Annotated in this window: 25 protein-coding genes; 13 read left to right on the top strand and 12 right to left on the bottom strand. The window is 60.2% G+C overall.

The features are described 5' to 3' along the window. The first annotated feature begins 96 nt into the window (after positions 1-96). The 6 genes from hisB to AB1J88_RS19005 all read left to right on the top strand — a co-directional run bounded on the left by hisB (position 97) and on the right by AB1J88_RS19005 (position 3,978). A complete protein-coding gene (gene hisB / locus AB1J88_RS19030; protein ID WP_007909204.1) occupies positions 97-690 on the top strand; it encodes an imidazoleglycerol-phosphate dehydratase HisB in 594 nt (197 codons plus the stop codon). Continuing rightward, positions 690-1,328, top strand: a complete 639-nt coding sequence (gene hisH, locus AB1J88_RS19025; RefSeq protein WP_108181408.1) for an imidazole glycerol phosphate synthase subunit HisH — start codon at positions 690-692, stop codon at positions 1,326-1,328. The genes hisB and hisH overlap by 1 nt, the downstream gene beginning before the upstream one ends. Further along, a complete protein-coding gene (locus AB1J88_RS19020; RefSeq protein ID WP_007952545.1) occupies positions 1,329-1,589 on the top strand; it encodes a DUF2164 domain-containing protein in 261 nt (86 codons plus the stop codon). Between the two features lie 42 nt (positions 1,590-1,631). Next, the gene (gene hisA, locus AB1J88_RS19015) at positions 1,632-2,369 is read left to right on the top strand and encodes a 1-(5-phosphoribosyl)-5-[(5-phosphoribosylamino)methylideneamino]imidazole-4-carboxamide isomerase (protein WP_115988409.1); all 738 of its coding nucleotides are present in this window, start codon (positions 1,632-1,634) and stop codon (positions 2,367-2,369) included. Between the two features lie 9 nt (positions 2,370-2,378). Beyond that, positions 2,379-3,149, top strand: a complete 771-nt coding sequence (gene hisF, locus AB1J88_RS19010; RefSeq protein ID WP_007909211.1) for an imidazole glycerol phosphate synthase subunit HisF — start codon at positions 2,379-2,381, stop codon at positions 3,147-3,149. 73 nt (positions 3,150-3,222) lie between these two features. Further along, the gene (locus AB1J88_RS19005) at positions 3,223-3,978 is read left to right on the top strand and encodes a substrate-binding periplasmic protein (RefSeq protein WP_430291722.1); all 756 of its coding nucleotides are present in this window, start codon (positions 3,223-3,225) and stop codon (positions 3,976-3,978) included. Here AB1J88_RS19005 and AB1J88_RS19000 read toward each other — a convergent pair. From AB1J88_RS19000 to gpmI, 5 genes are all read right to left on the bottom strand, one after another. Next, entirely contained in the window at positions 3,959-5,254 is a 1,296-nt protein-coding gene (locus AB1J88_RS19000) for a Vps62-related protein (protein ID WP_430291721.1), read from the bottom strand. The two genes, AB1J88_RS19005 and AB1J88_RS19000, sit on opposite strands and share 20 nt — an antisense overlap. Positions 5,255-5,367: 113 nt before the next feature. Continuing rightward, complete coding sequence (locus AB1J88_RS18995; protein ID WP_041071406.1) at positions 5,368-6,144, bottom strand: divergent polysaccharide deacetylase family protein; 777 nt, start codon at positions 6,142-6,144, stop codon at positions 5,368-5,370. 2 nt (positions 6,145-6,146) lie between these two features. Then, positions 6,147-7,466: a S41 family peptidase gene (locus AB1J88_RS18990; RefSeq protein ID WP_041071409.1), complete on the bottom strand. Its 1,320-nt coding sequence runs from the start codon at positions 7,464-7,466 to the stop codon at positions 6,147-6,149. Positions 7,467-7,497: 31 nt separating this feature from the next. Then, complete coding sequence (locus tag AB1J88_RS18985) at positions 7,498-8,784, bottom strand: murein hydrolase activator EnvC family protein (RefSeq protein ID WP_086793950.1); 1,287 nt, start codon at positions 8,782-8,784, stop codon at positions 7,498-7,500. Positions 8,785-9,036: 252 nt separating this feature from the next. Further along, complete coding sequence (gene gpmI, locus AB1J88_RS18980) at positions 9,037-10,563, bottom strand: 2,3-bisphosphoglycerate-independent phosphoglycerate mutase (RefSeq protein ID WP_222017157.1); 1,527 nt, start codon at positions 10,561-10,563, stop codon at positions 9,037-9,039. 153 nt (positions 10,564-10,716) lie between these two features. Here gpmI and AB1J88_RS18975 point away from each other — a divergent pair, with 153 nt between their 5' ends. The 3 genes from AB1J88_RS18975 to secB are packed head-to-tail and all read left to right on the top strand — an operon-like array spanning position 10,717 to position 11,929. Then, on the top strand, positions 10,717-11,130 hold the full coding sequence (locus AB1J88_RS18975) for a rhodanese-like domain-containing protein (RefSeq protein ID WP_041071418.1): 414 nt from the start codon (positions 10,717-10,719) through the stop codon (positions 11,128-11,130). Position 11,131: 1 nt separating this feature from the next. Beyond that, positions 11,132-11,386 carry a glutaredoxin 3 gene (grxC, locus tag AB1J88_RS18970; protein ID WP_041071421.1) on the top strand — a complete coding sequence of 85 codons (255 nt, stop codon included), beginning with the start codon at positions 11,132-11,134 and terminating at the stop codon, positions 11,384-11,386. Between the two features lie 57 nt (positions 11,387-11,443). Further along, the gene (secB, locus tag AB1J88_RS18965) at positions 11,444-11,929 is read left to right on the top strand and encodes a protein-export chaperone SecB (protein ID WP_025110924.1); all 486 of its coding nucleotides are present in this window, start codon (positions 11,444-11,446) and stop codon (positions 11,927-11,929) included. A gap of 173 nt (positions 11,930-12,102) precedes the next feature. On the opposite strand, the gene AB1J88_RS18960 is transcribed toward secB, so the two are convergent. Then, on the bottom strand, positions 12,103-12,558 hold the full coding sequence (locus AB1J88_RS18960; protein ID WP_041071426.1) for a tRNA (cytidine(34)-2'-O)-methyltransferase: 456 nt from the start codon (positions 12,556-12,558) through the stop codon (positions 12,103-12,105). Between AB1J88_RS18960 and AB1J88_RS18955 the strand changes: the two genes are divergently transcribed. Further along, positions 12,557-12,997 carry a hypothetical protein gene (locus AB1J88_RS18955; RefSeq protein ID WP_108181413.1) on the top strand — a complete coding sequence of 147 codons (441 nt, stop codon included), beginning with the start codon at positions 12,557-12,559 and terminating at the stop codon, positions 12,995-12,997. The two genes, AB1J88_RS18960 and AB1J88_RS18955, sit on opposite strands and share 2 nt — an antisense overlap. 508 nt (positions 12,998-13,505) lie before the next feature. On the opposite strand, the gene ntrC is transcribed toward AB1J88_RS18955, so the two are convergent. The 5 genes from ntrC to glnA all read right to left on the bottom strand — a co-directional run bounded on the left by ntrC (position 13,506) and on the right by glnA (position 19,019). Further along, positions 13,506-14,942, bottom strand: a complete 1,437-nt coding sequence (gene ntrC, locus AB1J88_RS18950) for a nitrogen regulation protein NR(I) (protein ID WP_007961729.1) — start codon at positions 14,940-14,942, stop codon at positions 13,506-13,508. Continuing rightward, positions 14,939-16,024 (bottom strand): nitrogen regulation protein NR(II), encoded by a 1,086-nt coding sequence (gene glnL / locus AB1J88_RS18945; protein ID WP_007961730.1) that lies wholly within the window; start codon positions 16,022-16,024, stop codon positions 14,939-14,941. Before glnL ends, ntrC begins: the two co-directional genes overlap by 4 nt. Before the next feature lie 231 nt (positions 16,025-16,255). Continuing rightward, the gene (locus AB1J88_RS18940; protein WP_430291717.1) at positions 16,256-16,873 is read right to left on the bottom strand and encodes a DUF4124 domain-containing protein; all 618 of its coding nucleotides are present in this window, start codon (positions 16,871-16,873) and stop codon (positions 16,256-16,258) included. Further along, entirely contained in the window at positions 16,870-17,382 is a 513-nt protein-coding gene (locus AB1J88_RS18935; protein ID WP_430291716.1) for a DUF4124 domain-containing protein, read from the bottom strand. The genes AB1J88_RS18940 and AB1J88_RS18935 overlap by 4 nt, the downstream gene beginning before the upstream one ends. 230 nt (positions 17,383-17,612) lie before the next feature. Then, complete coding sequence (gene glnA / locus AB1J88_RS18930; RefSeq protein WP_003220788.1) at positions 17,613-19,019, bottom strand: glutamate--ammonia ligase; 1,407 nt, start codon at positions 19,017-19,019, stop codon at positions 17,613-17,615. 328 nt (positions 19,020-19,347) lie between these two features. Between glnA and thiI the strand changes: the two genes are divergently transcribed. Both thiI and typA read left to right on the top strand, forming a co-directional pair. Continuing rightward, the gene (gene thiI / locus AB1J88_RS18925) at positions 19,348-20,802 is read left to right on the top strand and encodes a tRNA uracil 4-sulfurtransferase ThiI (protein ID WP_027611269.1); all 1,455 of its coding nucleotides are present in this window, start codon (positions 19,348-19,350) and stop codon (positions 20,800-20,802) included. A 139-nt stretch (positions 20,803-20,941) separates the two neighbouring features. Beyond that, positions 20,942-22,762, top strand: a complete 1,821-nt coding sequence (gene typA, locus AB1J88_RS18920; protein WP_007961739.1) for a translational GTPase TypA — start codon at positions 20,942-20,944, stop codon at positions 22,760-22,762. A 215-nt stretch (positions 22,763-22,977) separates the two neighbouring features. Here typA and AB1J88_RS18915 read toward each other — a convergent pair whose 3' ends face one another. Continuing rightward, positions 22,978-23,415 (bottom strand): YkgJ family cysteine cluster protein, encoded by a 438-nt coding sequence (locus tag AB1J88_RS18915; protein ID WP_007961740.1) that lies wholly within the window; start codon positions 23,413-23,415, stop codon positions 22,978-22,980. Between the two features lie 259 nt (positions 23,416-23,674). On the opposite strand from AB1J88_RS18915, the gene AB1J88_RS18910 reads away from it, so the two are divergent. Further along, the gene (locus tag AB1J88_RS18910; RefSeq protein WP_108181416.1) at positions 23,675-26,125 is read left to right on the top strand and encodes a glycogen/starch/alpha-glucan phosphorylase; all 2,451 of its coding nucleotides are present in this window, start codon (positions 23,675-23,677) and stop codon (positions 26,123-26,125) included. The last annotated feature ends 59 nt before the right edge of the window (positions 26,126-26,184 follow it).

Below are 26,184 nucleotides of genomic sequence, written 5' to 3'. Positions count from 1 at the left end.
TCTGTCCGTCAGGCATATCACGTCGCGTGTTTCTGTTTCGGCCCCGCGTGCCTATAATGGCTGCCTTTTTCGCCCAATGATTTTGCGGAGCTGGTGATGGCCGAACGTAAGGCGTCTGTCGAGCGCGACACTCTGGAAACCCAGATCAAAGCCTCGATCAACCTTGATGGCACCGGAAAGGCCCGATTCGATATCGGTGTTCCTTTTCTTGAGCACATGCTGGATCAGATCGCCCGTCACGGGTTGATCGACCTGGATATTGAATGCAAGGGCGATCTGCATATTGACGACCACCATACCGTGGAAGACGTCGGTATCACCCTCGGCCAGGCCTTCGCCAAAGCCATCGGCGACAAGAAAGGCATCCGTCGCTACGGTCACGCCTACGTGCCGCTCGATGAAGCGCTGTCGCGCGTGGTGATCGACTTCTCCGGCCGCCCGGGCCTGCAGATGCACGTGCCGTACACCCGCGCCACCGTGGGCGGCTTCGACGTCGACCTGTTCCAGGAATTCTTCCAGGGCTTCGTCAACCACGCACTGGTCAGCCTGCACATTGACAACCTGCGCGGCACCAACACCCACCACCAGATCGAAACCGTGTTCAAGGCATTCGGTCGCGCGCTGCGCATGGCCGTCGAGCTGGATGAGCGCATGGCCGGGCAAATGCCATCGACCAAAGGCGTTCTGTAATGCAGACGGTTGCAGTTATCGACTACGGCATGGGCAATCTGCACTCGGTGGCCAAGGCCCTCGAGCACGTCGGCGCTGGCAAGGTGCTGATCACCAGCGATGCGGACGTGATCCGTGAAGCCGACCGCGTGGTATTCCCGGGCGTTGGCGCGATTCGCGACTGCATGGCGGAAATCCGTCGTCTCGGGTTCGATTCGCTGGTACGTGAAGTCAGTCAGGATCGTCCGTTCCTCGGCATCTGCGTCGGCATGCAAGCTCTGCTCGACAGCAGCGAAGAGAACGACGGTGTCGACTGCATCGGCCTGTTCCCGGGCGCGGTGAAGTTCTTCGGCAAAGACCTGCATGAAGACGGCGAGCATCTGAAAGTCCCGCACATGGGCTGGAACGAGGTGCAGCAGAAGGTCAGCCACCCGCTGTGGCACGACATTCCGGACATGGCGCGTTTCTACTTCGTGCACAGCTACTACATCGCTGCCGCCAATGCGCGGCAGGTAGTCGGCAGCGGTCATTACGGTCTCGATTTCGCTGCCGCGCTGGCCGAGGGCTCGCGTTTCGCCGTGCAATTCCACCCGGAGAAGAGCCATACCCATGGCCTGCAATTGCTGCAGAACTTCGCCGCGTGGGACGGTCGCTGGTAAATGGCCGCCAAGAAGTCCAAACCGCCGATCCTGACCCTCACTCCCGAACAGGAGAGCGAGGCCAACCGCAAGATCCAGCGGTTCATGGAGGATCGGTTCGAACTTGACCTGGGGTCGTTCGAGGCGGCGGAAATTCTTGAGCTGTTTACCCGCGAAATTGCTCCGCACTATTACAACAGGGCGATTTTCGATGTGCAGACCCACCTCAAAGAGCGGTTTGAAAGCATCGAAAGCGACCTGTGGGCGCTCGAGAAAAACTGATTTCCGAGCCAAGCTGAACATTCAAATTTGAAGGTTTGCCAGATGCTGATTATTCCCGCTATCGATCTTAAAGACGGTGCCTGCGTACGTCTGCGCCAGGGCCGCATGGAAGATTCCACAGTGTTCTCCGAGGACCCGGTGAGCATGGCTGCCAAGTGGGTGGAGGGCGGTTGCCGCCGTCTGCATCTGGTCGATCTGAACGGCGCATTCGAAGGTCAGCCGGTCAACGGTGAAGTGGTCACCGCGATCGCCAAGCGCTATCCGAACCTGCCGATCCAGATCGGCGGCGGTATCCGCTCGCTGGAAACCATCGAGCATTACGTCAAGGCGGGCGTGAGCTACGTGATCATCGGCACCAAAGCCGTTAAAGATCCGGCGTTCGTCGCTGAGGCCTGCCGCGCGTTCCCGGGCAAGATCATTGTTGGCCTGGATGCCAAAGACGGGTTCGTCGCCACCGACGGCTGGGCGGAAATCAGCACCGTGCAGGTCATCGACCTGGCCAAGCAGTTTGAAGCCGACGGTGTGTCCTCGATCGTTTATACCGACATCGCCAAAGACGGCATGATGCAGGGCTGCAACGTACCGTTCACCGCTGCGCTGGCTGCTGCGACGAAGATCCCGGTGATTGCCTCCGGCGGTATCCACAATCTGGGTGACATCAAGTCGCTGCTCGACGCCAAGGCGCCGGGCATCATTGGCGCAATCACTGGCCGGGCGATCTACGAAGGCACCCTCGACGTCGCCGAAGCGCAAGCTTTCTGCGATTCGTACCAAGGCTGAGGACTGACCATGGCGCTGGCCAAACGCATCATCCCTTGCCTGGACGTTGACAACGGCCGGGTCGTCAAAGGTGTGAAGTTCGAGAACATCCGCGATGCCGGCGACCCGGTGGAAATCGCCCGTCGTTATGACGAGCAGGGTGCCGACGAGATTACCTTCCTCGACATCACCGCCAGCGTCGATGGCCGCGACACCACGCTGCATACCGTCGAGCGCATGGCCAGCCAGGTGTTCATTCCGCTGACCGTCGGCGGCGGCGTGCGCACCGTGCAGGACATCCGCAACCTGCTCAATGCCGGTGCGGACAAGGTCTCGATCAATACCGCGGCGGTGTTTAACCCGGAGTTCGTTGGCGAAGCGGCGCAGCATTTCGGCTCGCAGTGCATCGTCGTCGCCATCGACGCGAAGAAAGTTTCCGGCCCGGGAGAAACCCCGCGCTGGGAAATCTTCACCCACGGCGGGCGCAAGCCGACCGGTCTCGATGCAGTCGAGTGGGCGAAGAAGATGGAAGGCCTGGGTGCCGGTGAGATCCTGCTGACCAGCATGGATCAGGACGGCATGAAAAACGGCTTCGACCTTGGCGTGACTCGCGCGATCAGCGATGCGCTGGGCATTCCGGTGATCGCTTCCGGCGGCGTCGGCAATCTGCAGCATCTGGCCGACGGCATCCTCGAAGGCCACGCCAGCGCGGTGCTGGCGGCGAGTATTTTCCACTTCGGCGAATACACCGTGCAGGAAGCGAAAGCGTACATGGCCAAACGCGGCATTGTGATGCGCTAAACCGTACAGGCCAGTGGACAGCATGGCGTACCCAAGGCACTCTTGGGCACGCCATGGATTCCGGTAGCCCGACATGATCAAACGCCTGCTTCTTGTTCTCGCCAGTGCTTCTGTGTTGTTGCTCAACACGGCGCGGGCCGAAAACAGTCCCGACACCGATCTGGTGCTCCTCACCGAAAACTTTCCGCCCTACAACATGGCGAAAGACGGCAAGAATTTCGCCAAGGGCGAGAACATCAACGGCATTGCCGCCGACATCGTGCGTGAAATGTTCAAGCGCGCCGGGCTCACCTACAGCCTGACGCTGCGCTTTCCCTGGGAGCGGGTCTACAAACTGGCACTGGAAAATCCCGGTTACGGTGCTTTCGTGATGGCGCGCCTGCCGGATCGCGAAAACCTGTTCAAATGGGTCGGCCCGATCGGTCCGGACGACTGGATCATGTTGGCCAGGGCCGACAGCAAAATCACCCTCGACACCCTCAACGATGCGCGCAAATACAGGATCGGTGCCTACAAAGGCGATGCGATTGCCGAGACGCTGGCCAAGCAGGGCTTGAAGCCTTCGGTCGTTTTGCGCGATCAGGACAACGCGAAAAAACTGGTCAACGGCCAGATCGACCTGTGGGCCACCGGTGATCCTGCCGGACGTTATCTGGCGCGGCAGGACGGGGTCACCGGTCTCAAGACCGTATTGCGCTTCAACAGCGCCGAGTTGTACCTGGCGCTGAACAAGGACGTTTCGGATGCAACGGTCGCCAGGCTGCAGGCGGCGCTGGATCAGATGCGCAAGGACGGTGTGGTCGACGAGATCATGGGGCGCTATCTGTAGCTGTCGGCAACGCCTTGTCCGCGGCTTCATGGATGCATTCGTGCGGCGGATACTGCAGCAGTTCCAGGCTCTCGTACTGGGTGTAGCCGAGGTTGATGCCGGCTTGCGAGCCGTCTGCACGAAGCAGCTCGTAGAAACTCTCCTGCTGATAAGCCGCGACGAATTTGCCTTTGCCGGCCATGGCGAGGACGTTGCTGATGAACGGTGTCAGCCAGCCGCTGGTTGAGGTTTCGCAGTGCGTGAACTGGCTGTCGAGTCTCGCCGAGAATGGCAGTGACGGATGGACGTCGCCCTTCGTTGCCCAGGCGCTCACAAAACTGATGGCGGTAACCTGGGTGAACAGGCGCAGCACCTTCGGATTCTGCAGCCGTTGCGCAGTCCACTTGAATGCCCGCGCCTTGTCGCCCGTGTTGTGTCCGCTCCCGACCAGATAATACTGGTCGGTTCTTTCCAGGCGATAAAAGGGCGTGGTGCGTAATTGTTCGAGCGATGACAGGTCATCCTTGACCACGAACCACGGAAGTTCCACCACTTGAGCGAGGGTGGCCGCTCCGTTGGTTTGCGGAGCGTCCGCTGCGCGGAGCGCCGGCAACACTGGCGATGATTTGATCAGCGGCGCGATCTGCATCCGCAAGGCAAAGACACTGACATCGGCCTGTGGTCGGTTGAAGCTGTCTGCCGCAATGAAGGTGCCCGGCGCGAAGTGAATGTCTCCCGGCGGTGCGCTGGGCGGTGTGACGCTCCAGGCACTGAAACTCTGCCGTGCACCGCTGCCCTTGTCGCTCCAGAGCATATTGCCGACCGTTGAAGCGATCACCAGGTCGGCCCTGACGCAGCGCACGCTACTGAGCAGTGGCTTGTCGTCGCCGCTGGAGCAAACCTGGCCCAAGGCAACGTAGCCGGCCGGGGGCAGCGGTCGCCAGACCGTGCAGTTGGTTTTGGCGCCCGAGCCGGTATCTCTCCAGACTTGTTCAAAGTCGAGGGGCGCACTGAGGGCTTTGGCTTTTGTCGGGTCGGTCTCGCGCTCGCTGACAACGGCCACGACGTGTTTTGCGTTGATGTTGTCGTGGCTGCCCACCACGACATCGCCTAAAGGAAAGTAGCCCGGCAGCATCTCGGGAGAGGGCGTCGGGCGCCAAAAGCTCCCGGGTGCCGCTTTCGATCCGCTGCTGTCCCAGATTCGCTGGAAATCAGTCGTGAAGTTGATCAGCAGATTGTCCAGCGTGATCGGTTTTGCCTGTTGCGGGACGCCTGCGTCCTTGTTTTCGGTATTCATAATCAGCCCTGATAGTGAAAGACGACTCGGGAAGAGTCGTCACAGTTGCAGGGCTCACTATCCGGCCATGGGCGGGCCGTTTGGCGGTAATTATGTATAGCGGGCGAGGCTGTTCAACGGTAGACGCCGTCCTTGCCATGGGCGGCGGTGGCGCGATTGCTGCGCACGCTGATCATCTGCTTGATGTCGATCCACTCGATGCCTTGTGCCTTGAGCTTCGGCAATTCACGTTCCAGGACTGCCAGGGTCTGCGGATACGGGTGACCGATCATCACCGCTGACCCCTGCTTGCGCGCCAGGCTGATGGCGGTCTGCAGTTGGGTGAAGATGGCGGCTTCGGTGCGCTCGTCATCAAGGAACACATCCCGCGAGACACTCGCCAGATCGATCTTCTGCGCCTGCTGCGCTGCGACGGTCTGGGCGCTGGTGCGGCTGTCGACGAAGAATTTGTGCCGGCGCTGCAACTCACCCATCAGCCACGCCATTGCCACCGGCTGGGCGGTCATGCGACTGCCCATGTGGTTGTTGATGCCCGCCGTGTAGGGGACCATCTTGAAGGCAGCGTCGAGGCGCTTTTGCAGTTCCTCGAGCGGCAGTTCGGGATGCCAGGCGTACGGGCCGGTGGCCGGGTCCATGGGCATGTGCAGAATCACGATCTTGCCGGCGCGATGGGCTTCGCGGGCGAATTCGGTAGCGTGCGGCGTGTCGGGCATGATCGCTGTTGTCACCGGGCCGGGCAGGGCCAGCACGCGGCGATCCCGGGGCAGGTTCTGCCCCAGGTCGTCGATGATCAGCGTCAGGTAGGCTTTTGGCGGGGTGGTTCTGGCAGGTTCTGCGTGAGCAGCACCCGCCAGACAGCACAGCAGGACGAAGAAGAAACGCAACGACATCCTCAACGGCCGGACGTGATGCTCAGCCCTTTGAGCAGGCTCAGCGCCTGGGCCAACTGGTAATCGTCATCCTGCGGCATGGCCTTGGCCTTGGCGCCGGAACCGGTCGGCTTGTCCGCGCCGCCGTTGCCGTTGCCCAGGTGACCTTGCAGGTCGGCTTCCTTGAAGTAGTCGCCGTCGGCTTCGTTGGTGATCTTGGCCTTGCGCACTTCGATGTCCGGGACGATGCCCTGGGCCTGGATCGAGCGACCGTTCGGCGTGAAGTACAGCGCCGTGGTGATCTTCAGTGCGCGGTCGTTGTTCAGCGGCAGCACGGTCTGCACCGAGCCTTTGCCGAAACTGGTGGTGCCCATGACCACGGCGCGTTTCTGGTCCTGCAGGGCGCCGGCGACAATTTCCGAGGCCGAGGCGCTGCCACCGTTGATCAACACGACCATTGGCACCGCTTCGCTTTCATCCTTGCCGGTGGCGGAGAAGCGCAGTTCGGAGTTGGCGATCCGGCCTTTGGTGTAAACGATCAGGCCTTTCTTGATGAAGTGGTCGACCACTTCCACGGCGGCCTGCAACACGCCGCCCGGGTTGTTGCGCAGGTCGAGGATGATGCCGTTGAGCTTCTTGCCGTTGTCCTTGCGCAACTTGGCCAGAGCCTTGGAGACTTCTTCGCCGGTCTTGACCTGGAACTGGGTGATGCGGATGTAGCCGTAGCCCGACTCCAGCAGTTGCGCCTTGACGCTCTTCACTTGAATCACGGCGCGGGCCAGAGTCACGTCGAACGGCGTACCGCCATCGCGCACCAGGGTCAGGGTGATTTTCTGGCCGATCTTGCCGCGCATCTTGTCCACGGCTTCGGTCATGGTCTGGCCACGGGTCGGCTGGCCGTTGATCTTGACGATGAAGTCTCCGGCCTGAATGCCGGCCTTCGACGCCGGGGTGTCGTCGATCGGCGAGACGACCTTGATGAAACCGTCTTCGGAGCCGACTTCGATGCCCAGGCCGCCGAATTCGCCGCTGGTGCTTTCCTGCAATTCGGTGAAGTCTTCAGGGCCGAGATAGGCGGAGTGCGGATCGAGGTTGCTGAGCATGCCTTTGATCGCGTTTTCCAGCAGGGTCTTGTCGTCCACCGGCTCGACATAGGCGGCCTTGATCCGATCCATTACCTCGGCAAAGGTGCGCAACTCTTCCAGCGGCAACGGTGCCTTGGCGGTCGCGGCAGTGCCTGCCGGAGCGACGGCCGGGGCCGGTTGAGCGGCGAACGCCAGAGGCGCGCCGATCACCAGAGCGATCGTCAGGGCCAGCGAGGTAAGGCGGGACAAATGCAGCATGTCGAACGAACTCCTGAATTAGGCGACGCGCTTATCCTTGCGCGTGACACCATTGCGCCGGATCACTCGGGTGACCCTGCTGACGAATTGCGAAATACAGCGCTGGTGTGTCCTGACCGCCACTGTTACCCACAGTGGAGATCGACTCACCGGCTTTTACCACGTCACCGGCCGACTTGAGCAGCGTCTGGTTGTGACCGTAAAGACTCAGATAACCATTGCCGTGATCGAGGATCACCAGCAGCCCGGCACCGCGCAACCAGTCGGCGAACACCACGCGCCCGCCGTGTACGGCATGCACCTGGCTGCCGGCGGCGGCGCTGATCATCACGCCATCCCACTTGGTGCGGGCATCGTCGCCACGGCTTTCGCCGAAGCGTGCCAGCAATCGACCATCAACCGGCCACGGAAGTTTTCCCCGGGTTGCAGCAAAAGGGCCACCGAAGGTCTCGCCGCTGCTGGACACCAGGGCGCCGGGGGTTGATCTGGCGGGTTTTCGTGGGGCGTCGCTGGTGTCAGCCTGCGCCTCACGCAAACGCTTTTTTTCCGCTTCCTGCTGGGCGATCAGCGCTTTCTGCCGCGCTTCTTCTGCCTCACGGGCCTGACGGGCCAGGGTTTCTTCAATGGTTTTAAGGACTTTAGACAGGTCTGCCTGATCCTGCTCGCGGGCGGCCAGTTTCTGGTCGCGGGCTTTCACGTCATCGTTGAGCTTGGCGAGGACTTGCTGGCGCTCCTTGCGGACTTTTTCCAGCTCGTCGCGCTGGCTGTCGAGGCTGCTTTTCTGCACCAGCAATTGCGCCTGCTGCGTGGCGATGTCTTTTTCGACATTGGCCAGTTGGCGCAGGGTTTCGTTGAAGTTCTTCAACTGCTCCAGGCGGGCCTGGCTCAGGTAATCGTAATAGGTGAGGGTGCGGGCGAATTTCTCGGGATTCTGCTGGTTGAGCAGCAGCTTGAGGTATTCCTGACGGCCGTTCTGATAGGCCGCGCGGGCCTGGATGGCGATCAGTCGCTGCTGTTCAGTGCGCGCGCTCTGGAGTTTTTTTTTCTCCGCATCGAGTCGCTGCAGCTCGGATTCGCTCTTCTTCAGCTCTTTCTGCAGGGCATCGACCTGCTTCTCGAGCTTGCCCATTTCGGTTTCGGTGCCTTTGAGCTCTTTCTGCACCCCGGATTTTTCTTCCTGCAGCTTGCCCAGCAGCTTTTTCAGCTCGGCAATGTCCTGACGCGTGGCATCCAACTGCTGTTGGGTTTGCGCGCGCTCGTCAGCGAAGGCCGGTTGGAGCAGGCAGGTCAGAGCGAGGGCGATCAGGACGCGGAGCATAGAGGCGGGCGGCACCAGGGTAATGGACGGCCTAGTATGCCCGCCCGGGGCTGCAAAAAAAACGCCCAATTGGGCTTGTGTGATAACTGGAGCGGCGCAGAGGCCCATTTCCATTTCGAAAACCCCATAAACCACTGTGGGAGCTGGCTTGCCAGCGATGGCGTCTGCACCTTCAACATAGCTGTTGGCTGTCAGATTGCTATCGCTGGCAAGCCAGCTCCCACAGGGTTTGGCGGTGTTTGATCTGGCGAATTACACCAGAATCGACGTACCCGTCATCTCCGCCGGTTTTTCCAGGCCCAGCAGCATCAGCATGGTCGGAGCCACGTCCGCCAGTACGCCGCCGTCACGGACCTTGAGGTCACGCTTGCCGACATAAATGAACGGCACAGGCTCGGTGGTGTGCGCGGTATGCGCCTGGTGGGTTTCTTCATCGGCCATTTTTTCGACGTTGCCGTGGTCAGCGGTGATCAGCGCTTCGCCGCCGACTTTTTCCAGCGCCTCGACGATGCGCCCGACGCAGGTGTCCAGGCATTCCACGGCTTTCACCGCAGCGTCGAACACGCCGCTGTGGCCGACCATGTCGCCGTTGGCGTAGTTGACCACGATCACGTCGTAACGCTGGTGTTCGATGGCGTCGACGATGCGGTCAGTCACTTCCGGTGCACTCATTTCCGGCTGCAGGTCGTAGGTGGCGACTTTCGGCGACGGGATGAGGATGCGCTCTTCACCCGGGAACGGTTCTTCACGGCCGCCGGAGAAGAAGAAGGTCACGTGCGCGTATTTTTCGGTTTCGGCGATGCGCAGCTGAGTCTTGCCGTTTTTTGCCAGGTAGTCGCCAAGCACGTTTTCCAGACTGCCCGGAGCAAAGGCTGCAGGGGCCGGAATGCTGGCGGCATATTGGGTCAGGCCCACGTACTGCACTTTTGGCTGGCGCGCGCGCTCGAATTCCTTGAAATCATCTTCGACGAACACGCGGCTCAGCTCGCGGGCGCGGTCGGCGCGGAAGTTCATGAACACCACGGCGTCGCCGTCTTCGACCTTGACCGGCTCGCCGATGGTGGTGGCTTTGACGAATTCGTCGCTCTCGCCACGGGCGTAGGCGGCGTCGAGGCCTTCCTGAGCGGTGGCGGCGTTGAATTCGGCGTTGCCGTCGACGATCAGGTTGTAGGCCTGAGATACGCGGTCCCAACGGTTGTCACGGTCCATCGCGAAGTAGCGACCGATGAGGCTGGCTATGCGGCCCTTGCCGAGCGCCTGGAAGGTCGCGTCGAGCAGTTCGATTGAGGACGCGGCGCTTTTCGGTGGCGTGTCGCGGCCATCAAGAAAGGCGTGCAGGTAGATTTTTTCGGCGCCGCGCTTGAACGCCAGCTCGGCCATGGCGATCAAGTGATCCTGGTGGCTGTGCACGCCGCCATCGGACAGCAGGCCCATGAAGTGCACGGCGTTGCCGGCGGCCACGGCTTTATCCACAGCGGCGCAGATGGTCGGGTTCTCGAAAAACTCACCGTCGCGGATCGCTTTGGTCACGCGCGTGAAGTCCTGATACACCACGCGCCCGGCGCCGAGGTTCATGTGGCCGACTTCAGAGTTGCCCATCTGGCCGTCCGGCAGACCAACGTCCATGCCGCTGCCCGAGATCAGGCCGTTCGGCACCGTGGCCCACAGGCGATCGAGCACTGGCTTCTTCGCCGCATACACGGCATTGGATTCGTGGCTGTCACTGTGACCGAAGCCGTCGAGAATCATCAGGACCAAAGGTTTAGGCGTGGTAGTCATGGAATCCACTCGTGGCTAATAAAGAAGAGGGCGATGGAAAAGGGAGTGGCAGTTTAAAGCGAAGTTCCTGCGGCGTCACCGCCGGACGGGGTTTGGCCCACCATAGTGGCTGTGTATACTGGCCGACATTTTAACGCCCTGGAACCTCCTTCGATGGTTGCTCACCTGATTGAATTTGCCACTAACCACTACATTCTTGTCGGTATCTTCGTCGTACTGCTGGCTCTGCTGCTGGCGCACACGATGCAGGGCGGCGGTAAAAGCCTGAGCACTGGCGAGCTGACCGCACTGGTCAACAAGGACGCAGGCGTGGTGGTGGACATCCGTCCGGCGAAAGATTACGCCGCCGGTCATATCGTTGGCGCGATCAACATTCCTCAAGACAAGCTGGCTGCGCGTGCCGGTGAGCTGGAAAAGCACAAGGCCAAGACCATCATTCTGGTGGACGCCCTGGGCCAGACCGCTGGTACCCACGCTCGCGAGCTGATGAAATCCGGCTTCACCGCCGCCAAGCTGTCCGGCGGGATCTCCAGCTGGAAAGGCGACAACCTGCCGCTGGTGAAGTGATATGAGCGAAGTCATCGTCTACTCCAGCGACTACTGCCCTTACTGCATGCGAGCCAAGCAATTGCTCGCGAACAAAGGTGTGGCCTTCGAAGAGATCAAGGTCGATGGCAAGCCGCAGATTCGTGCTGCCATGAGCCAGAAGGCCGGACGCACGTCCGTGCCGCAGATCTGGATCGGCGACAAGCACATCGGCGGTTGTGATGATTTGTATGCCCTGGAGCGCGCCGGCAAGCTCGACGCGCTGCTCAAGGCCTGAACGGCTGCACCCACGTACAGCAATCCCTAAAAGACCCAAGATCAGAAAGGATCTGAGATGACTGACCAACAGAACACTGCAGCCAGCGAAGAAGAAACCGCACCGCAATTCTCCTTGCAGCGCATCTACGTACGCGATCTGTCCTTCGAAGCCCCGAAAAGCCCGGCGATCTTCCGCCAGCAGTGGGACCCTACCGTCGGTCTGGACCTGAATACCCGTCAGAAAGAACTGGAAGGCGATTTCTACGAAGTCGTGCTGACCCTGTCCGTGACCGTGAAAAACGGCGACGAAGTGGCCTTCATCGCTGAAGTGCAGCAGGCCGGTATCTTCCTGATCAAGAACCTGGACGCGGCTTCTATGAGCCACACCCTGGGTGCGTTCTGCCCGAACATCCTGTTCCCGTATGCTCGCGAAACCCTGGACAGCCTGGTGACCCGCGGTTCGTTCCCGGCCCTGATGCTGGCGCCAGTGAACTTCGACGCCCTGTACGCGCAAGAGCTGCAGCGCATGCAGGCTGCGGGCGAGACGCCGACTGTTCAATAAGCGGTTTGAGCGACAACGAAAAAAGCGCCGTAACGGGCGCTTTTTTCTTGGGTTGGAATACAGACTTCATGACTTCATGTAGGAGCTGCCGAAGGCTGCGATCTTTTGATCTTGTTGTTAAAAATCGAGATCAAAAGATCGCAGCCTTCGGCAGCTCCTACAGGATCGGGTGGTTATTTGAAGTCGTTCTGCCGCCACGCTTCGTACACGGCCACCGCCACGGTGTTGGACAGGTTCAGGCTACGGCAGCCTTCACGCATCGGCAGGCGCAGGCGCTGTTCGGCGGGCAGGGCGTCCAGCACTTCCGGCGGCAGGCCACGGCTTTCCGGGCCGAAGATGAACGCATCGCCCGGGACGAACGCGGCATCGTGAAACGGCCGCGAGCCCTTGGTGGTGAACGCGAACAACCGTGGGTGGCCGAGGCTCTCCAGGCAACTGGCGAGGTCGGCGTGGCGCTGCAGCGTGGCATATTCGTGGTAGTCGAGACCGGCCCGGCGCAAGCGCTTGTCGTCCATCTCGAAACCCAACGGTTCGATCAAATGCAGGTGGCAGCCACTGTTGGCGCACAGCCTGATAACGTTGCCGGTGTTCGGCGGAATTTCTGGTTGAAAAAGGATGACGTGAAACATGCACGGCTCCGAAGGTAAAGATGACGCGCATTCTACGCCGCCAGCCGACCCGCGTTCGAAACTATTCCCGCGGGTGATCGGTTCGCTGGCGATTTTCGGCTTGATGGTCGGTTTGATGATCGGCCGCCTGACCACGCCGGACCCCAGCGTGCTGCAGCAGGTCGACGTGACCGCTGACGGCCTGGTGGTGTGGTTCAACAATGAGCCGAAGCTGCACGGCGAGATCATCGACGGTACCGTGGCTTTGTTGTTTCAGGCTGAAGGCCGGGCGCAGAAGGGCCAGCTCAAACTCAATGGCAAGGATGTGAACTGGCGTACGCGAGTGAGTGACGGTGGGCTGTTGTTGACAGTGCTGGCGGCGCGGCCGCTGCAAGGGGAATGGGCCGGGAGCAAGGTCGATGACCGCTGGCGGCTGGAGATCCATCTCCGGGAGCAATAAAAGCGGGAATCCCCGGCCTGCCTGTACCAGGGTTCCCAAAACGGGGTGGACTTCGCTGAGAGCGTCGGTCCGGTGTAAAGAGGGAACCCCCGACCTGCCTGTACCAAGGATCCCAAAAGGGTGGGTTCGCCGCGTTGCGGTTTGAACCCGGTGTAAAGAGGGGAATCCCCGGCCTGCCTGTACCAAGGCCCCCGAAACGGGTGGTGAATCGAATCACCTGTGAGGGATGTTGCAGGCGGCGTGCCAGTTTTAGTATTTCGAAACAGAAAAAAGCTTCAGATGCGAGAAAGCCCCGTAAATCGGGGCTTTGATGCTTCTGCGTGGCTGGAGCTTTGAACCTGCTTGGTGTTTTTTTGATCAGTAACTTATGCCCAATTGCGGTTCGCCGTGCCTTGTGGCGGTGCACACAAAAAAAGATCGCAGCCTTCGGCAGCTCCTACAGGGATATGCGTTCTCTGCAGGAGTTGCCGAAGGCTGCGATCTTTTCGCGGAGGATTAGAGGAGGGGCTTAACCCTCATCCCCCTCATCATCATCCCCACCGTCCACTTTCATCCCCAATTCCTTGATCTTGCGGGTCAGGGTATTACGCCCCCAACCGAGCAATACCGCCGCATCACGCCGGCGTCCGGCCGTGTGCTTCAGCGCGGTCTCGATCATGATCCGTTCGAACGCCGGCACTGCACTGTCGAGCAGGCTCGACTGGCCACGGGCCAAGGCTTGATCGGCCCACTGACGCAGCGCCTGCTCCCAGTTGGTCACCGGTGCCGAATCCTGCGGCAGGCTCAGCAGTTCCGGTGGCAGGTCACTGATGTGCACTTCGCGACCGGAGGCCATCACGGTGATCCAGCGGCAGGTGTTCTCCAGCTGCCGCACGTTGCCCGGCCATGGCAGGTTCTTCAGGTATTCCTCGGTCTCGCTCTTGAGCAGCTTCGGCTCCACCGCCAGTTCTTGCGCGGCGCGGCTGAGGAAGTGTTTGGCCAGGGTCGGGATGTCTTCGCGACGGTCCGACAGGCGCGGAATGTGGATGCGGATCACGTTGAGGCGGTGGAACAAGTCCTCACGGAATTTGCCAGCGTGCACCAGGGTTTCCAGGTTCTGGTGGGTCGCGGCAATGATCCGCACGTCGACCTTGACCGGGACATGGCCGCCGACGCGATAGAACTCGCCGTCGGCCAGCACCCGCAGCAAACGGGTCTGAGTATCGGCCGGCATGTCGCCGATTTCGTCGAGGAACAGCGTGCCGCCGTCCGCCTGTTCGAAACGTCCACGGCGCAGGTTGGCCGCGCCGGTGAACGCGCCTTTCTCGTGGCCGAACAGCTCGGATTCCATCAGGTCCTTGGGGATCGCCGCCATGTTCAGCGCGATGAACGGCGAGGCCGCGCGCGGGCTGTGGCGGTGCAGGGCGTGGGCCACCAGTTCTTTACCAGTACCGGATTCGCCGTTGATCAACACCGTGATGTTGGAGTGGCTCAAGCGGCCGATGGCGCGAAACACTTCCTGCATCGCCGGTGCTTCACCGATGATTTCCGGGGTGCGGGTCAGCGCGGGTACCACTTCCAGGCCTTGCTGTTCCTGCGCATGCTGATTGGCGCGCTTGACCAGCGACACCGCCTCGTCAACGTCGAACGGCTTGGGCAGGTACTCGAACGCGCCGCCCTGATAGGAGGCGACGGCGCTGTCCAGGTCGGAGTGAGCGGTCATGATGATGACCGGCAACCGTGGGTGCTGTTCGCGGATGCGCGCCAGCAGATCGAGGCCACTGGCGCCCGGCATGCGGATGTCGGAAATGATCACATCAGGCTGCTGACGGGCCAGACGACTCATCACGCCATCGGCGCTGTCGAAGCTCTGCGTGGTCATGCCTTCCTGCTGCAAGGCTTTTTCCAGAACCCAACGGATAGAACGGTCGTCATCGACGATCCACACGGTTTCACTACGGCTCATGTCGATGTGGCTCCTTGTTCCAGTGGCAGAAAGATCGAGAACGTGGTGTGGCCGGGGTGGCTGTCACACTCGATCAGGCCCTGGTGCTGGCTGATGATGTTCTGGGTGATGGCCAGGCCCAGCCCGGTACCGTCCGGGCGGCCGCTGACCATGGGAAAGAAGATGGTTTCCTGGAGTTCCGCCGGGATCCCCGGGCCGTTGTCGATGATCTCGATCTTGGTCACCAGGCGATGGCGGACGTGGCCGATGGTGAACTGGCGCATGGTCCGGGTGCGCAGGCTGATGCGCCCCAGCCGCAGCTCGTTCTGGCTGCTGATCGCCTGCATCGCGTTGCGCACGATGTTCAGCACGGCCTGAATCATTTGTTCGCGGTCGATCAATACGTCGGGAATGCTCGGGTCGTAGTCGCGCACCAAGGTGATGCAGCCCTGGCTTTCCGCCTCGACCAGTTGGCAGACGCGTTCGAGCACTTCGTGGACGTTGCACAGCGCCAGCGATGGCAGCTTGTTCGAGCCGAGCATGCGGTCGACCAGATTACGCAGGCGGTCGGCCTCTTCAATGATCACGTTGGTGTAGTCGCGCAGGCTGTCTTCCGGCAGTTCGCGGGCCAGCAATTGCGCGGCGCCACGGATGCCGCCGAGCGGATTCTTGATCTCATGGGCCAGGCCGCGCACCAGCATTTTGCTGGTTTCCTGTTTGGACAACTGCGCCTCTTCCTTGGTGATCCGCAGCAGGCGGTCACGCGGGTGCACTTCCAGCAGGAGCATGGTTGCGCCGTTGCTGAGGATCGGCGTCACCGCGTAGTCCACGGTCAGGGTCTGGCCGGTGAGGGCGGTGAGCATCGCTTCGCGCTTGGTGAACGGGTGTGCCTGTTCGACCGCCTGACGCAGCGAGTTGAGCGCTTCGGTGGACTCGGTGAACAACTCGCTGATGAACTGCCCATGGCTGCGCTGGCCGCTGATGGCCAGCAGCATCTCGGCCGCCGGGTTCATGTACTCAAGGCGCAATTCCGCGTCGAGCAGGATGGTAGCGGTGGTCAGGTTGTCGAGCAGCAAACGGTGGATTGCGTCGCTAATAGTCATCGGAGCCTCTTTTGGGGGCGGAGCGTGCGCAAGAAGCAGGCGTCGTTAAACGGAAAATGCAAAAACCAAACCAAGGCTCCGAAAAGAAGCGTTCGTCCCCTGAAACAGGCGTTTGACGCTCGTTTGCGTGGCGCTCCACACACGTCAGCGGGAAGTTTCGAACCAAAATGGGTTGCAATGTGAGTACGGTGCAGTCTTATGCACCAATATAGTGCGCAAAGCTGAACAGCGTTAGAAGAAGCGCAGGAAGGGATTTTTTTCTTCGGCGGGTTTGTCTTTCAATGGGCATTCCGGGCGCACGCCGTAGTCCTCGCTGACGCAGGGTTTGACCTGGCGTTTCTGTGCCAGCGAGATGCGCAGCATGTGGAACGGCTGGTTGGCGGTGCGTTCGACGGTGCGACCCTGCTCATCGAGGATTTCCACTGACAGGTTATGGGTGCCGCGATCAATGTTGCTCAGCGGGAAAACAGGACTCAGGCCCGGCTCGCCAGTGGCTTGTCCGTCCAGCAGCAGGCGATAGCGATGGCCCTGCTGCAAACCGGGTTCACTGGTGACGCTGACGATCACCTCGCCCGCGCTGCTGCGAAGGGTCGCGTCCGGCTCGGGGATCAGGATGCGCAGCATGTCGTAGTGGAACAGCGGTTGTTCCGCGACCTTTTTCGCGGTGCTGATCGGTGCTGCAGCCGTGGGGTTGGCCGACATGCGATTGCTGGTCGCGATAGGTACGCGCTTGGCGTTGCCGCGCGGCTGATCGGTGTAGACGCGATTACCCTGCGCATCGACGTAGGTGAAGACCTCCGCCGAAACGGGCAGGGCCAACAGCCACAGGATCAGCCAGAAAATCCTCATGGCTTGTGCACCCGCTGCACGGTGAACACCACCGTTGGGCTCTGCTGGATGATCGCTTCGCCGTCGATCACCTGCACCGCGAGACGATGCTCGCCACGATCAACATTCACCAGTTGCAGGATCGGCACGTTGCTCGGCTGGCCGTAAGGCGCGTCGTCCAGCATCAGCCTCAATTGGTGCGGCGCCTGCAAACGCGGCTTGATCAATACACTGACGGTGAAGGTGCCGTTATTGGCGCGCAGCGCTTCTTCGCTGGGCAGGCCGGTCAGTTCCAGCACCTCGTAGGCGCTGCGTGCAGGTGGTCGATTGTCGGTGCTGGTAGGCGTCGCTGAGCTCGATGCTTGCGGCTCGACGCTGTTAAGCGGTGGCAACTCAAGCGGTTGCGCCTTGACGCCGTCCGGCGAGTGATCGCTGTAGACCGTGTTGCCGTTGGCGTCGGTGTACTTGTAGATCTGCGCGGCGGCGGGCAGGGCGATCAGCAGCAGGATGTAGAGAAAGGTGCGACCCATGAAATCGACCGGGAAAGAAAGCGATTGGGTGCAGCATAGGCCAGGGTGGGCGACAAGCCCAAGCCGTTAACAAATGGTATTGAAAAGCCAAGTCAAAAGATCGCAGCCTTCGGCGGCTCCTGCGCCGATCCTGTAGGAGCTGCCGAAGGCTGCGATCTCTTGATCTTCAATAAAAAAGGCCTCCCGAAGGAGGCCTCTTTTGTCACGCCGCGTAGCGCAGCGCTACCGGATCAGCAGCTGTAGTACAGCTCATATTCCAGTGGATGTACGAAGGTACGTACCTTGATTTCTTCTTCGGATTTCAGCGCGATGTAAGCGTCGATGAAGTCGTCGGAGAATACGCCGCCCTTGGTCAGGAACGCACGGCCCTTGTCCAGCTCTTCCAGGGCTTCTTTCAGGCTGCCGCAAACTTGTGGGATCTCTTTCGCCTCTTCAGGCGGCAGGTCGTACAGGTTTTTGTCAGCGGCATCGCCTGGGTGGATCTTGTTCTGGATACCGTCCAGACCGGCCATCAGCAGTGCTGCGAAAGCCAGGTACGGGTTGGCAGCCGGATCCGGGAAACGAGCTTCGATACGACGGCCGCGTGGGCTGTTGACGTAAGGAATACGGATCGAGGCGGAACGGTTGCGAGCCGAGTAGGCCAGCATCACCGGCGCTTCGAAACCTGGCACCAGACGCTTGTAGGAGTTGGTGGCCGGGTTGGTGAAGCCGTTCAGGGCCTTACCGTGCTTGATGATGCCGCCGATGAAGTACAGGGCGGTTTCGGACAGGCCGGCATAGCCTTCGCCAGCGAAGGTGTTCTTGCCGTCTTTGGCGATGGACATGTGCACATGCATGCCCGAGCCGTTGTCGCCGTACAGTGGCTTCGGCATGAAGGTCGCAGTGCGGCCGTAAGCGTCGGCAACGTTGTGGACAACGTATTTCAGAGTCTGAACTTCGTCAGCTTTCTTCACCAGGGTGTTGAACTTGACACCGATTTCGTTCTGACCGGCAGTCGCCACTTCGTGGTGGTGAACTTCAACGGTCTGGCCCATTTCTTCCAGTGCGTTGCACATGGCAGTACGGATTTCGTGGTCGTGGTCGAACGGCGGAACCGGGAAATAGCCGCCTTTGATACCAGGACGGTGGCCTTTGTTGCCGCCTTCGATGTCCTGGTCGGACATCCACGAGCCTTGTTCGGAGTAGATCTTGAACATCGAGCCGGAGATGTCCGACTTGAACTTCACTTCGTCGAAGATGAAGAATTCTGGTTCTGGGCCAGCGAAGACGGTGTCACCGATACCGGTGGTCTTCAGGTATTCCTCGGCACGGTGAGCGATGGCGCGCGGGTCGCGATCGTAACCCTGCATGGTCGACGGTTCGATGATGTCGCAAACCAGGATCAGGGTTGCGTCTTCGGTGAACGGGTCGAGAACGGCAGTATCGTCGTCCGGCAGCAGGATCATGTCGGAGGCTTCGATGCCTTTCCAGCCAGCGATGGAGGAACCGTCGAACATCTTGCCGACTTCGAAGAAGTCGTCTTCCAGCGCATCGCGAGCCGGCATGGTCACGTGGTGCTGAGTGCCTTTGGTGTCCGTGAAGCGCAGATCAATCCACTTGACGTCATGATCTTTGATGAGTTGAACCGACTTCGACATAGTGTCCTCCGGGTGGCTTAGGGCTTGGTAGTGGATGCCCTTAATTTGGGTGATGCCGGCGCAGATACTCTGCCAAGGCAACCTGCCTCACAAGGGAGCAAATTGCATGCCAGTGCCCCAGCATGGGTTTTTTGCCCCAATTTCACGCTTTCAAAGCAAGAAAGCGCCATAAAGGCGAAATTATCGCCCCTTAATGTAGCGCTTCAAATCAGAAATGACCCGTTTTGGTGCAAGTGAAACCTTCTGCATATTAACTGGTTAAACCTTGAGCAATTTCCGCTATAATCCGCGCCCCCCTTTTTCGGCTGGCCCTGCGCGCGCTGTTTTCATGAAACTAATCGTAAAAGTCTTCCCCGAGATCACCATCAAAAGCCGCCCTGTCCGGATGCGTTTCATCCGCCAGCTGGCCAAGAACATCCGCGCCGTGCTCCGCGATCTGGACCCGGCCGTGGTGGTGAACGGTGTGTGGGACAATCTCGAGCTGGAAACCCGCGTTACCGACCCCAAAGCCTTGAAAGAGATGGGCGAGCGCCTCACTTGTACTCCCGGCGTCGCGCACTTTCTGCAGATCGACGAATACCCGCTGGGCGACTTCGACGACATCACCGAGAAGTGCAAACAGCACTACGGCGATGTGCTGGCCGGGAAGATTTTCTCGGTGCGCTGCAAACGTGCAGGCAAGCATCCGTTCAGCTCGATGGACGTCGAAAAATACGTCGGCAGCAAGCTGCGTCGTGAGTGCGGTGCGGCCGGAATCGACCTCAAAGACCCGGAAATCGAAGTTCGCATTGAAGTTCGCGACCAACGGTTGTTTGTCATCCACAGCCAGCACAACGGCATCGGCGGTTACCCGCTCGGCGCCCTGGAGCAGACGCTGGTATTGATGTCCGGCGGCTTTGACTCGACGGTTGCCGCGTACCAGATCATGCGCCGCGGCCTGATGGCGCATTTCTGCTTCTTCAATCTGGGCGGACGTGCCCACGAATTGGGCGTGATGGAAGTCGCGCATTTCATCTGGAAGAAGTACGGCAGCTCGCAACGCGTGCTATTTGTCAGTGTTCCGTTCGAAGAAGTGTTGGGCGAAATTCTCGGCAAAGTCGATAACAGTCATATGGGCGTCGTATTGAAGCGTATGATGTTGCGCGCATCGTCGGCCATCGCCGACCGGCTGCACATCGACGCGCTGGTCACCGGCGAAGCGATTTCCCAGGTATCGAGCCAGACGCTGCCGAACCTGTCGGTGATCGACTGCGTGACCGACAAACTGGTCCTGCGCCCGCTGATCGTCGCGCACAAGCAGGACATTATCGACACGGCCAACGAGATCGGCACCGCCGATTTCGCCCGGCACATGCCGGAGTACTGCGGGGTCATCTCGGTCAATCCGAAGACCGCCGCCAAGCGCCACCGTGTTGAGCACGAAGAGAAAGAATTCGACATGGCGGTCCTCGAGCGCGCGCTCGAAAACGCCAAACTGGTGCCGATCGATCGAGTGATCGACGAATTGGGCCAGGACTTGCAGATCGAAGAAGTCGGCGAAGCGCTGGCCGGTCAGATCGTCATCGACATCCGTCACCCGGATGCGGCCGAGGATGACCCGCTGGAACTCGCCGGCATAGAAGTACAGACGATGCCGTTCTACGCAGTGAACGCTCGTTTCAAGGAGCTGGATCCGACTCGCCAGTACCTGCTGTATTGCGACAAAGGCGTGATGAGTCGCCTGCATGCTCACCATTTGCTCAGTGAGGGGCATGCCAATGTGCGCGTTTATCGACCGAGCTAAGTGCCCGGGGCTGTTTGCCTGTGGCCTGCGTCACCGGCCCCCCGACACCGCCGTCAAGCTGTAACGGCCATGCCGGACACTACTGTTAATCGCTGCCAAGACTTGTCAGCAAACCGAATCCTCTGATCGAGATACACAAGTGATCGAAAATCTACGTAACATCGCCATCATTGCCCACGTTGACCATGGTAAGACCACCCTGGTAGACAAACTCCTGCGTCAATCCGGCACCCTGGAGCGCAACGAGCTCAACGACGAGCGCGTGATGGACTCCAACGACCAGGAAAAAGAGCGCGGTATTACCATCCTGGCGAAAAACACCGCCATCAACTGGAACGGCTACCACATCAACATCGTGGACACCCCGGGCCACGCCGACTTCGGCGGCGAAGTAGAACGCGTAATGTCGATGGTTGACTCCGTTCTGCTGCTGGTTGACGCTCAAGACGGCCCTATGCCGCAAACCCGTTTCGTGACCAAGAAGGCGTTCGAAGCCGGCCTGCGTCCAATCGTGGTGATCAACAAGGTTGACCGTCCAGGCGCGCGTCCGGACTGGGTTCTGGATCAGATCTTCGACCTGTTCGACAACCTCGGTGCGACCGAAGAACAACTGGACTTCCAGGTTGTTTACGCTTCGGCCCTGAACGGCATCGCCGGTCTGGACCACACCGCCATGGGCGAAGACATGACTGCGCTGTACCAGGCAGTGGTCGACCACGTTCCGCCTCCGGCCGTTGACCGTGACGGTCCGTTCCAGATGCAGATCTCCGCTCTGGACTACAACAGCTTCCTGGGTGTTATCGGTGTTGGCCGTATCGCTCGTGGTCGCGTCAAGCCGAACACCCCGGTTGTCGCGATCAGCGCCGACGGCAAGCGCCGCAACGGTCGTATCCTGAAGCTGATGGGTCACCACGGTCTGCACCGCATTGACGTTGAAGAAGCAGCAGCCGGCGACATCGTCTGCATCAGCGGCTTCGACGAGCTGTTCATCTCCGACACCCTGTGCGACATCAACACCGTCGAGGCGATGAAGCCGCTGACCGTTGACGAGCCGACCGTTTCCATGACCTTCCAGGTAAACGACTCGCCATTCTGCGGTAAAGAAGGCAAGTTCGTGACCTCCCGTAACATCAAGGATCGTCTGGACAAAGAGCTGCTGTACAACGTTGCACTGCGCGTTGAAGAAGGCGACTCGGCTGACAAGTTCAAGGTTTCCGGCCGTGGTGAGCTGCACCTCTCGGTACTGATCGAAACCATGCGTCGCGAAGGCTTCGAGCTGGCCCTGGGCCGTCCTGAAGTGATCATCCGTGAAGTTGACGGCGTGAAGCAGGAACCGTTCGAAAACGTCACCATCGACATCCCTGAAGAATCCCAGGGCAAGGTCATGGAAGAGATGGGTCTGCGTAAAGGCGACCTGAGCAACATGGTGCCGGATGGCAAGGGCCGTGTTCGTCTGGAATACAACATCCCTGCTCGCGGTCTGATCGGTTTCCGTAACCAGTTCCTGACCCTGACCAACGGTGCTGGCATCCTGACCTCGATCTTCGACCGTTACGCGCCAGTGAAGTCGGGCCACATGTCCGGCCGTCAGAACGGCGTTCTGGTTTCGGTTGAAACCGGCAAGGCACTGACCTACTCGCTGGAAACCCTGCAGGCTCGTGGCAAGCTGTTCGTAGAACACGGCCAGGAGATCTACAACGGTCAGATCGTTGGTCAGAACAGCCGCGACAACGACCTGGGTGTGAACCCAACCAAAGGCAAGAAGCTCGACAACATGCGTGCTTCGGGTAAAGACGAAACCATCGCTCTGGTACCACCTGTTCGCTTCACTCTGGAACAGGCTCTGGAATACATCCAGGAAGACGAGCTGTGCGAAGTTACTCCTAAGTCCATCCGTCTTCGCAAGAAGATCCTGGACGAAAGCGAGCGTACCCGCGCTGCCAAGAAAGCCAAGGCGTAATTCAGCCCGAGCTTGAAAAAACGCCCCCGGTCGCGAGACCGGGGGCGTTTTTGTTTGTCTGGGGTTTACGCGTTGTTTGTGCTGGCCTCATCGCTGGCAAGCCAGCTCCCACAGGGTTTTGCGTCGCACATGAATCTTGTGTACGACAACAATCAATGTGGGAGCTGGCTTGCCAGCGATGGCGGCCGGACAGGCGCCGAAAATTTCAGGAAAGGTCAGAACTTCTCGATCGACCGCGAATTCTGCACCCGCTCGACTTCTTTCGGCTTGTACGCGCAATACCCCGGCCGTGGGCCGATTTTCGGGTGGTTACGGCAGGTGTCCGGGCGCTTGTCATAAATGGTGCACAGGCGGCTTTTACGATCCAGGTAGTAGCAATCGTTGTTGCTCATGCGCTGCAGGGTGAAGATCCCCGACTTCTGGTTGAAGCGCTCGACCAGCCCTTCCTTTTGCAGGCGCTTGGCGATGTTCTTCGGCGGATCACCCAGTTCGAACTCGTCGACCACGCCGATGCGTACCAGGTCCTTGATCTTGACCTCGACCGGCAGGGTGCAGCAGCTGGAGACACAAGAGCCGCACATCGGGGCCGAATATTTGGCCCACGTATCGAGGCGGTCGATCTCGGCGGCGGCAATCAGGTTGGGCTTCATCATCGGGGGTTACCAGGCGTGTGTGCATCAGGGCGCGCGATCATACCGGGACTGGTGGATTTTTGAACAACCTTTCGCCAGATTTTTGCAAACGCCGTGTAAATGCCATTCAGTCCGGCACGGCCCCTGCATTCATTAGCCCACTCGCCAAGGTAATGCCGGGCTATCTCACCGTCTTCGGAAAAACTGCCGAACCTGCGCCTCTACCGTCGGTCAGACCGTCTAGGCTCAGACAATTCCCCGCTCGCTCGAGGTCCTATCGATGACTCAAGAACCACTAGTTCGCGAAGCAGAGGTGGCCGCATTCCGCGATGCCGTCCTGACCAAGCTCACCTATGCGGTGGGCAAAGACCCGGATCACGCCTTTGACCATGACTGGTTCGAAGCCATTGCCCTGGCGGCACGCGACCACATGGTCGAACACTGGATGGACCACACCCGGCAGATCTACCGCAAAGGCCAGAAACGGGTGTATTACCTCTCGCTGGAATTTCTCATCGGTCGTTTGCTCTACGACAGCCTGAGCAATCTCGGCCTGCTCGACGTCGCCCGTGAAGCGCTGACCGAACTGGGCGTCGATCTCGAACGCATCCGCCTGCTGGAACCTGACGCGGCACTCGGCAACGGCGGCCTCGGACGTCTGGCGGCGTGCTTCATGGAAAGCATGTCGACCCTCGGCATTGCCGGGCACGGCTACGGCATTCGTTATGAACACGGGTTGTTCCGCCAAGCCATCGTCGATGGCTGGCAGCAGGAGCAGACCGAACACTGGCTGGATTTCGGCAACCCGTGGGAATTCGAGCGTCCGGAAGTGGTGTACACCATCGGCTTCGGCGGCAGCGTCGAAACCGTCACCGATGCCAGTGGCAAGACCAAACAGGTCTGGTCGCCGGCAGAAACCGTACGGGCGATTGCCTACGACACGCCGGTGGTCGGCTGGCGTGGGGCGAGCGTCAACACCTTGCGCCTGTGGCGTGCCCGCGCCATGGAAGACTTGCACCTTGAGCGCTTCAACGCCGGTGACCACTTGGGCGCGGTGGCTGAGGTAGCCCGCGCCGAAAGTATTTCCCGGGTGCTTTACCCGGCGGACAGCACCGAAGCGGGCCAGGAACTGCGCCTGCGTCAGGAATATTTCTTCGTCGCGGCTTCGCTGCAGGATTTGCTGCGTCGCCATCGCAACATGCACACCTCGGTGCTGACCCTGGGCGATCACGCAGCAATTCAGCTCAACGACACCCACCCCTCGATTGCCGTCGCTGAACTGATGCGGCAACTGGTCGACGTCTACGACGTGGCCTGGGATGCGGCGTGGCAAGTCACCGTCGACACGCTGTCGTACACCAACCACACGCTGTTGCCCGAGGCACTGGAGACCTGGCCGGTCGGCCTGATGGAGCGCATGCTGCCGCGGCACATGCAGATCATTTACCTGATCAACGCGCAGCACATCGACTCGCTGCGCGCCAAGGGCATTCATGATTTCGACGTGCTGCGCGCGGTGTCGCTGATCGAAGAAGACAACGGTCGTCGGGTGCGCATGGGCAACCTTGCATTCCTTGGTTCGCACAGCGTCAATGGCGTTTCCGGTCTGCACACGCAATTGATGCGCAAGACCGTGTTCGCCGAACTGCACAAGCTCTACCCGGAGCGGATCAACAACAAAACCAACGGCATCACTTTCCGCCGCTGGTTGTTCCAGGCCAACTCCGAACTGACCTCGATGCTGGTCGATGCACTCGGCCCGCAGGTGCTGGATAACCCGGAAGAGCGCTTGCTCGACCTCGAACCGTTCGCCGAGCAACCCGCCTTCCGCAAAGCCTTCGCCGAACAGCGCCTGCACAGCAAGAAAGCGTTGGCCTATCTGATTCACGAGCGGTTGGGGATTGCGGTCAACCCGGCGGCAATGTTCGACGTGCAGGTCAAACGGATCCACGAATACAAGCGCCAGTTGCTCAACCTGATGCACACCGTGGCGCTGTATCAGGCAATCCGCGCCGAGCCTGAAGTCGACTGGGTACCTCGGGTGAAAATCTTCGCCGGTAAAGCGGCGGCCAGTTATCACCAGGCCAAACTGATCATCAAGCTGACCAACGACATCGCCCGTGTAGTGAACAACGACCCGACCGTGCGTGGTTTGCTGAAGGTGGTGTTCCTGCCCAACTACAACGTTAGCCTCGCCGAGAGCATCATTCCGGCGGCGGATTTGTCCGAGCAGATTTCCACGGCCGGGTTCGAAGCGTCGGGCACCAGTAACATGAAGTTCGGTCTCAACGGCGCACTGACCATCGGTACCCTCGACGGTGCCAACGTGGAAATGTGCGAGCGCATCGGCGCCGAGCACATGTTCATCTTCGGCCTCAGCGCGCAGCAGGTTGAAGCGCGCAAACAGAACCACGAGTTCAGCGCCGCGCCGGACATCGCCGCGTCGCATCGTTTGAGCGACGTGCTGCAAGCGATCCGCAGTGGCGTGTTCTCGCCGGATGACACGTCGCGCTATACCGGGCTGATTGATTCGCTGGTGGACTACGACCGCTTCCTGGTCTGCGCCGACTTCGATTCCTACTGGGAAGCACAGAAACGCGTCGATGCGCACTGGCACGACGCCAACAACTGGTGGCGCTCGGCAGTGCTCAACACGGCGCGGATGGGCTGGTTTTCGTCCGACCGGACGATTCGCGAGTACGCCACGGATATCTGGAAGGCACTGGAGTAACTTTTCGCTGGGCTCGATATAATCGGCGCGCCGGAAAAGATCGCAGCCTTCGGCAGCTC

This window comes from Pseudomonas sp. S8, assembly GCF_050473925.1.
GTDB classification, from domain to species: Bacteria; Pseudomonadota; Gammaproteobacteria; order Pseudomonadales; family Pseudomonadaceae; genus Aquipseudomonas; species Aquipseudomonas parakoreensis.
This window is presented reverse-complemented; position numbering and strand designations above follow the sequence as displayed.

Excerpts from the sequence above, each read along its gene's own strand:
- hisA (WP_115988409.1), top strand. The coding sequence starts at position 1,632 with ATGCTGATTATTCCCGCTATCGATCTTAAAGACGGTGCCTGCGTACGT.
- AB1J88_RS18995 (WP_041071406.1), bottom strand. The coding sequence starts at position 6,144 with ATGTCGTTGCGTTTCTTCTTCGTCCTGCTGTGCTGTCTGGCGGGTGCT.
- AB1J88_RS19000 (WP_430291721.1), bottom strand. The coding sequence starts at position 5,254 with ATGAATACCGAAAACAAGGACGCAGGCGTCCCGCAACAGGCAAAACCG.
- glnA (WP_003220788.1), bottom strand. The coding sequence starts at position 19,019 with ATGTCGAAGTCGGTTCAACTCATCAAAGATCATGACGTCAAGTGGATT.
- glnL (WP_007961730.1), bottom strand. The coding sequence starts at position 16,024 with ATGACTATTAGCGACGCAATCCACCGTTTGCTGCTCGACAACCTGACC.
- hisF (WP_007909211.1), top strand. The coding sequence starts at position 2,379 with ATGGCGCTGGCCAAACGCATCATCCCTTGCCTGGACGTTGACAACGGC.
- grxC (WP_041071421.1), top strand. The coding sequence starts at position 11,132 with ATGAGCGAAGTCATCGTCTACTCCAGCGACTACTGCCCTTACTGCATG.
- secB (WP_025110924.1), top strand. The coding sequence starts at position 11,444 with ATGACTGACCAACAGAACACTGCAGCCAGCGAAGAAGAAACCGCACCG.
- hisH (WP_108181408.1), top strand. The coding sequence starts at position 690 with ATGCAGACGGTTGCAGTTATCGACTACGGCATGGGCAATCTGCACTCG.
- hisB (WP_007909204.1), top strand. The coding sequence starts at position 97 with ATGGCCGAACGTAAGGCGTCTGTCGAGCGCGACACTCTGGAAACCCAG.
- thiI (WP_027611269.1), top strand. The coding sequence starts at position 19,348 with ATGAAACTAATCGTAAAAGTCTTCCCCGAGATCACCATCAAAAGCCGC.
- AB1J88_RS18985 (WP_086793950.1), bottom strand. The coding sequence starts at position 8,784 with ATGCTCCGCGTCCTGATCGCCCTCGCTCTGACCTGCCTGCTCCAACCG.
- AB1J88_RS18915 (WP_007961740.1), bottom strand. The coding sequence starts at position 23,415 with ATGATGAAGCCCAACCTGATTGCCGCCGCCGAGATCGACCGCCTCGAT.
- AB1J88_RS18975 (WP_041071418.1), top strand. The coding sequence starts at position 10,717 with ATGGTTGCTCACCTGATTGAATTTGCCACTAACCACTACATTCTTGTC.
- AB1J88_RS18910 (WP_108181416.1), top strand. The coding sequence starts at position 23,675 with ATGACTCAAGAACCACTAGTTCGCGAAGCAGAGGTGGCCGCATTCCGC.
- AB1J88_RS19005 (WP_430291722.1), top strand. The coding sequence starts at position 3,223 with ATGATCAAACGCCTGCTTCTTGTTCTCGCCAGTGCTTCTGTGTTGTTG.
- AB1J88_RS18955 (WP_108181413.1), top strand. The coding sequence starts at position 12,557 with ATGCACGGCTCCGAAGGTAAAGATGACGCGCATTCTACGCCGCCAGCC.
- gpmI (WP_222017157.1), bottom strand. The coding sequence starts at position 10,563 with ATGACTACCACGCCTAAACCTTTGGTCCTGATGATTCTCGACGGCTTC.
- AB1J88_RS19020 (WP_007952545.1), top strand. The coding sequence starts at position 1,329 with ATGGCCGCCAAGAAGTCCAAACCGCCGATCCTGACCCTCACTCCCGAA.
- AB1J88_RS18990 (WP_041071409.1), bottom strand. The coding sequence starts at position 7,466 with ATGCTGCATTTGTCCCGCCTTACCTCGCTGGCCCTGACGATCGCTCTG.
- AB1J88_RS18935 (WP_430291716.1), bottom strand. The coding sequence starts at position 17,382 with ATGGGTCGCACCTTTCTCTACATCCTGCTGCTGATCGCCCTGCCCGCC.
- ntrC (WP_007961729.1), bottom strand. The coding sequence starts at position 14,942 with ATGAGCCGTAGTGAAACCGTGTGGATCGTCGATGACGACCGTTCTATC.
- AB1J88_RS18940 (WP_430291717.1), bottom strand. The coding sequence starts at position 16,873 with ATGAGGATTTTCTGGCTGATCCTGTGGCTGTTGGCCCTGCCCGTTTCG.
- AB1J88_RS18960 (WP_041071426.1), bottom strand. The coding sequence starts at position 12,558 with ATGTTTCACGTCATCCTTTTTCAACCAGAAATTCCGCCGAACACCGGC.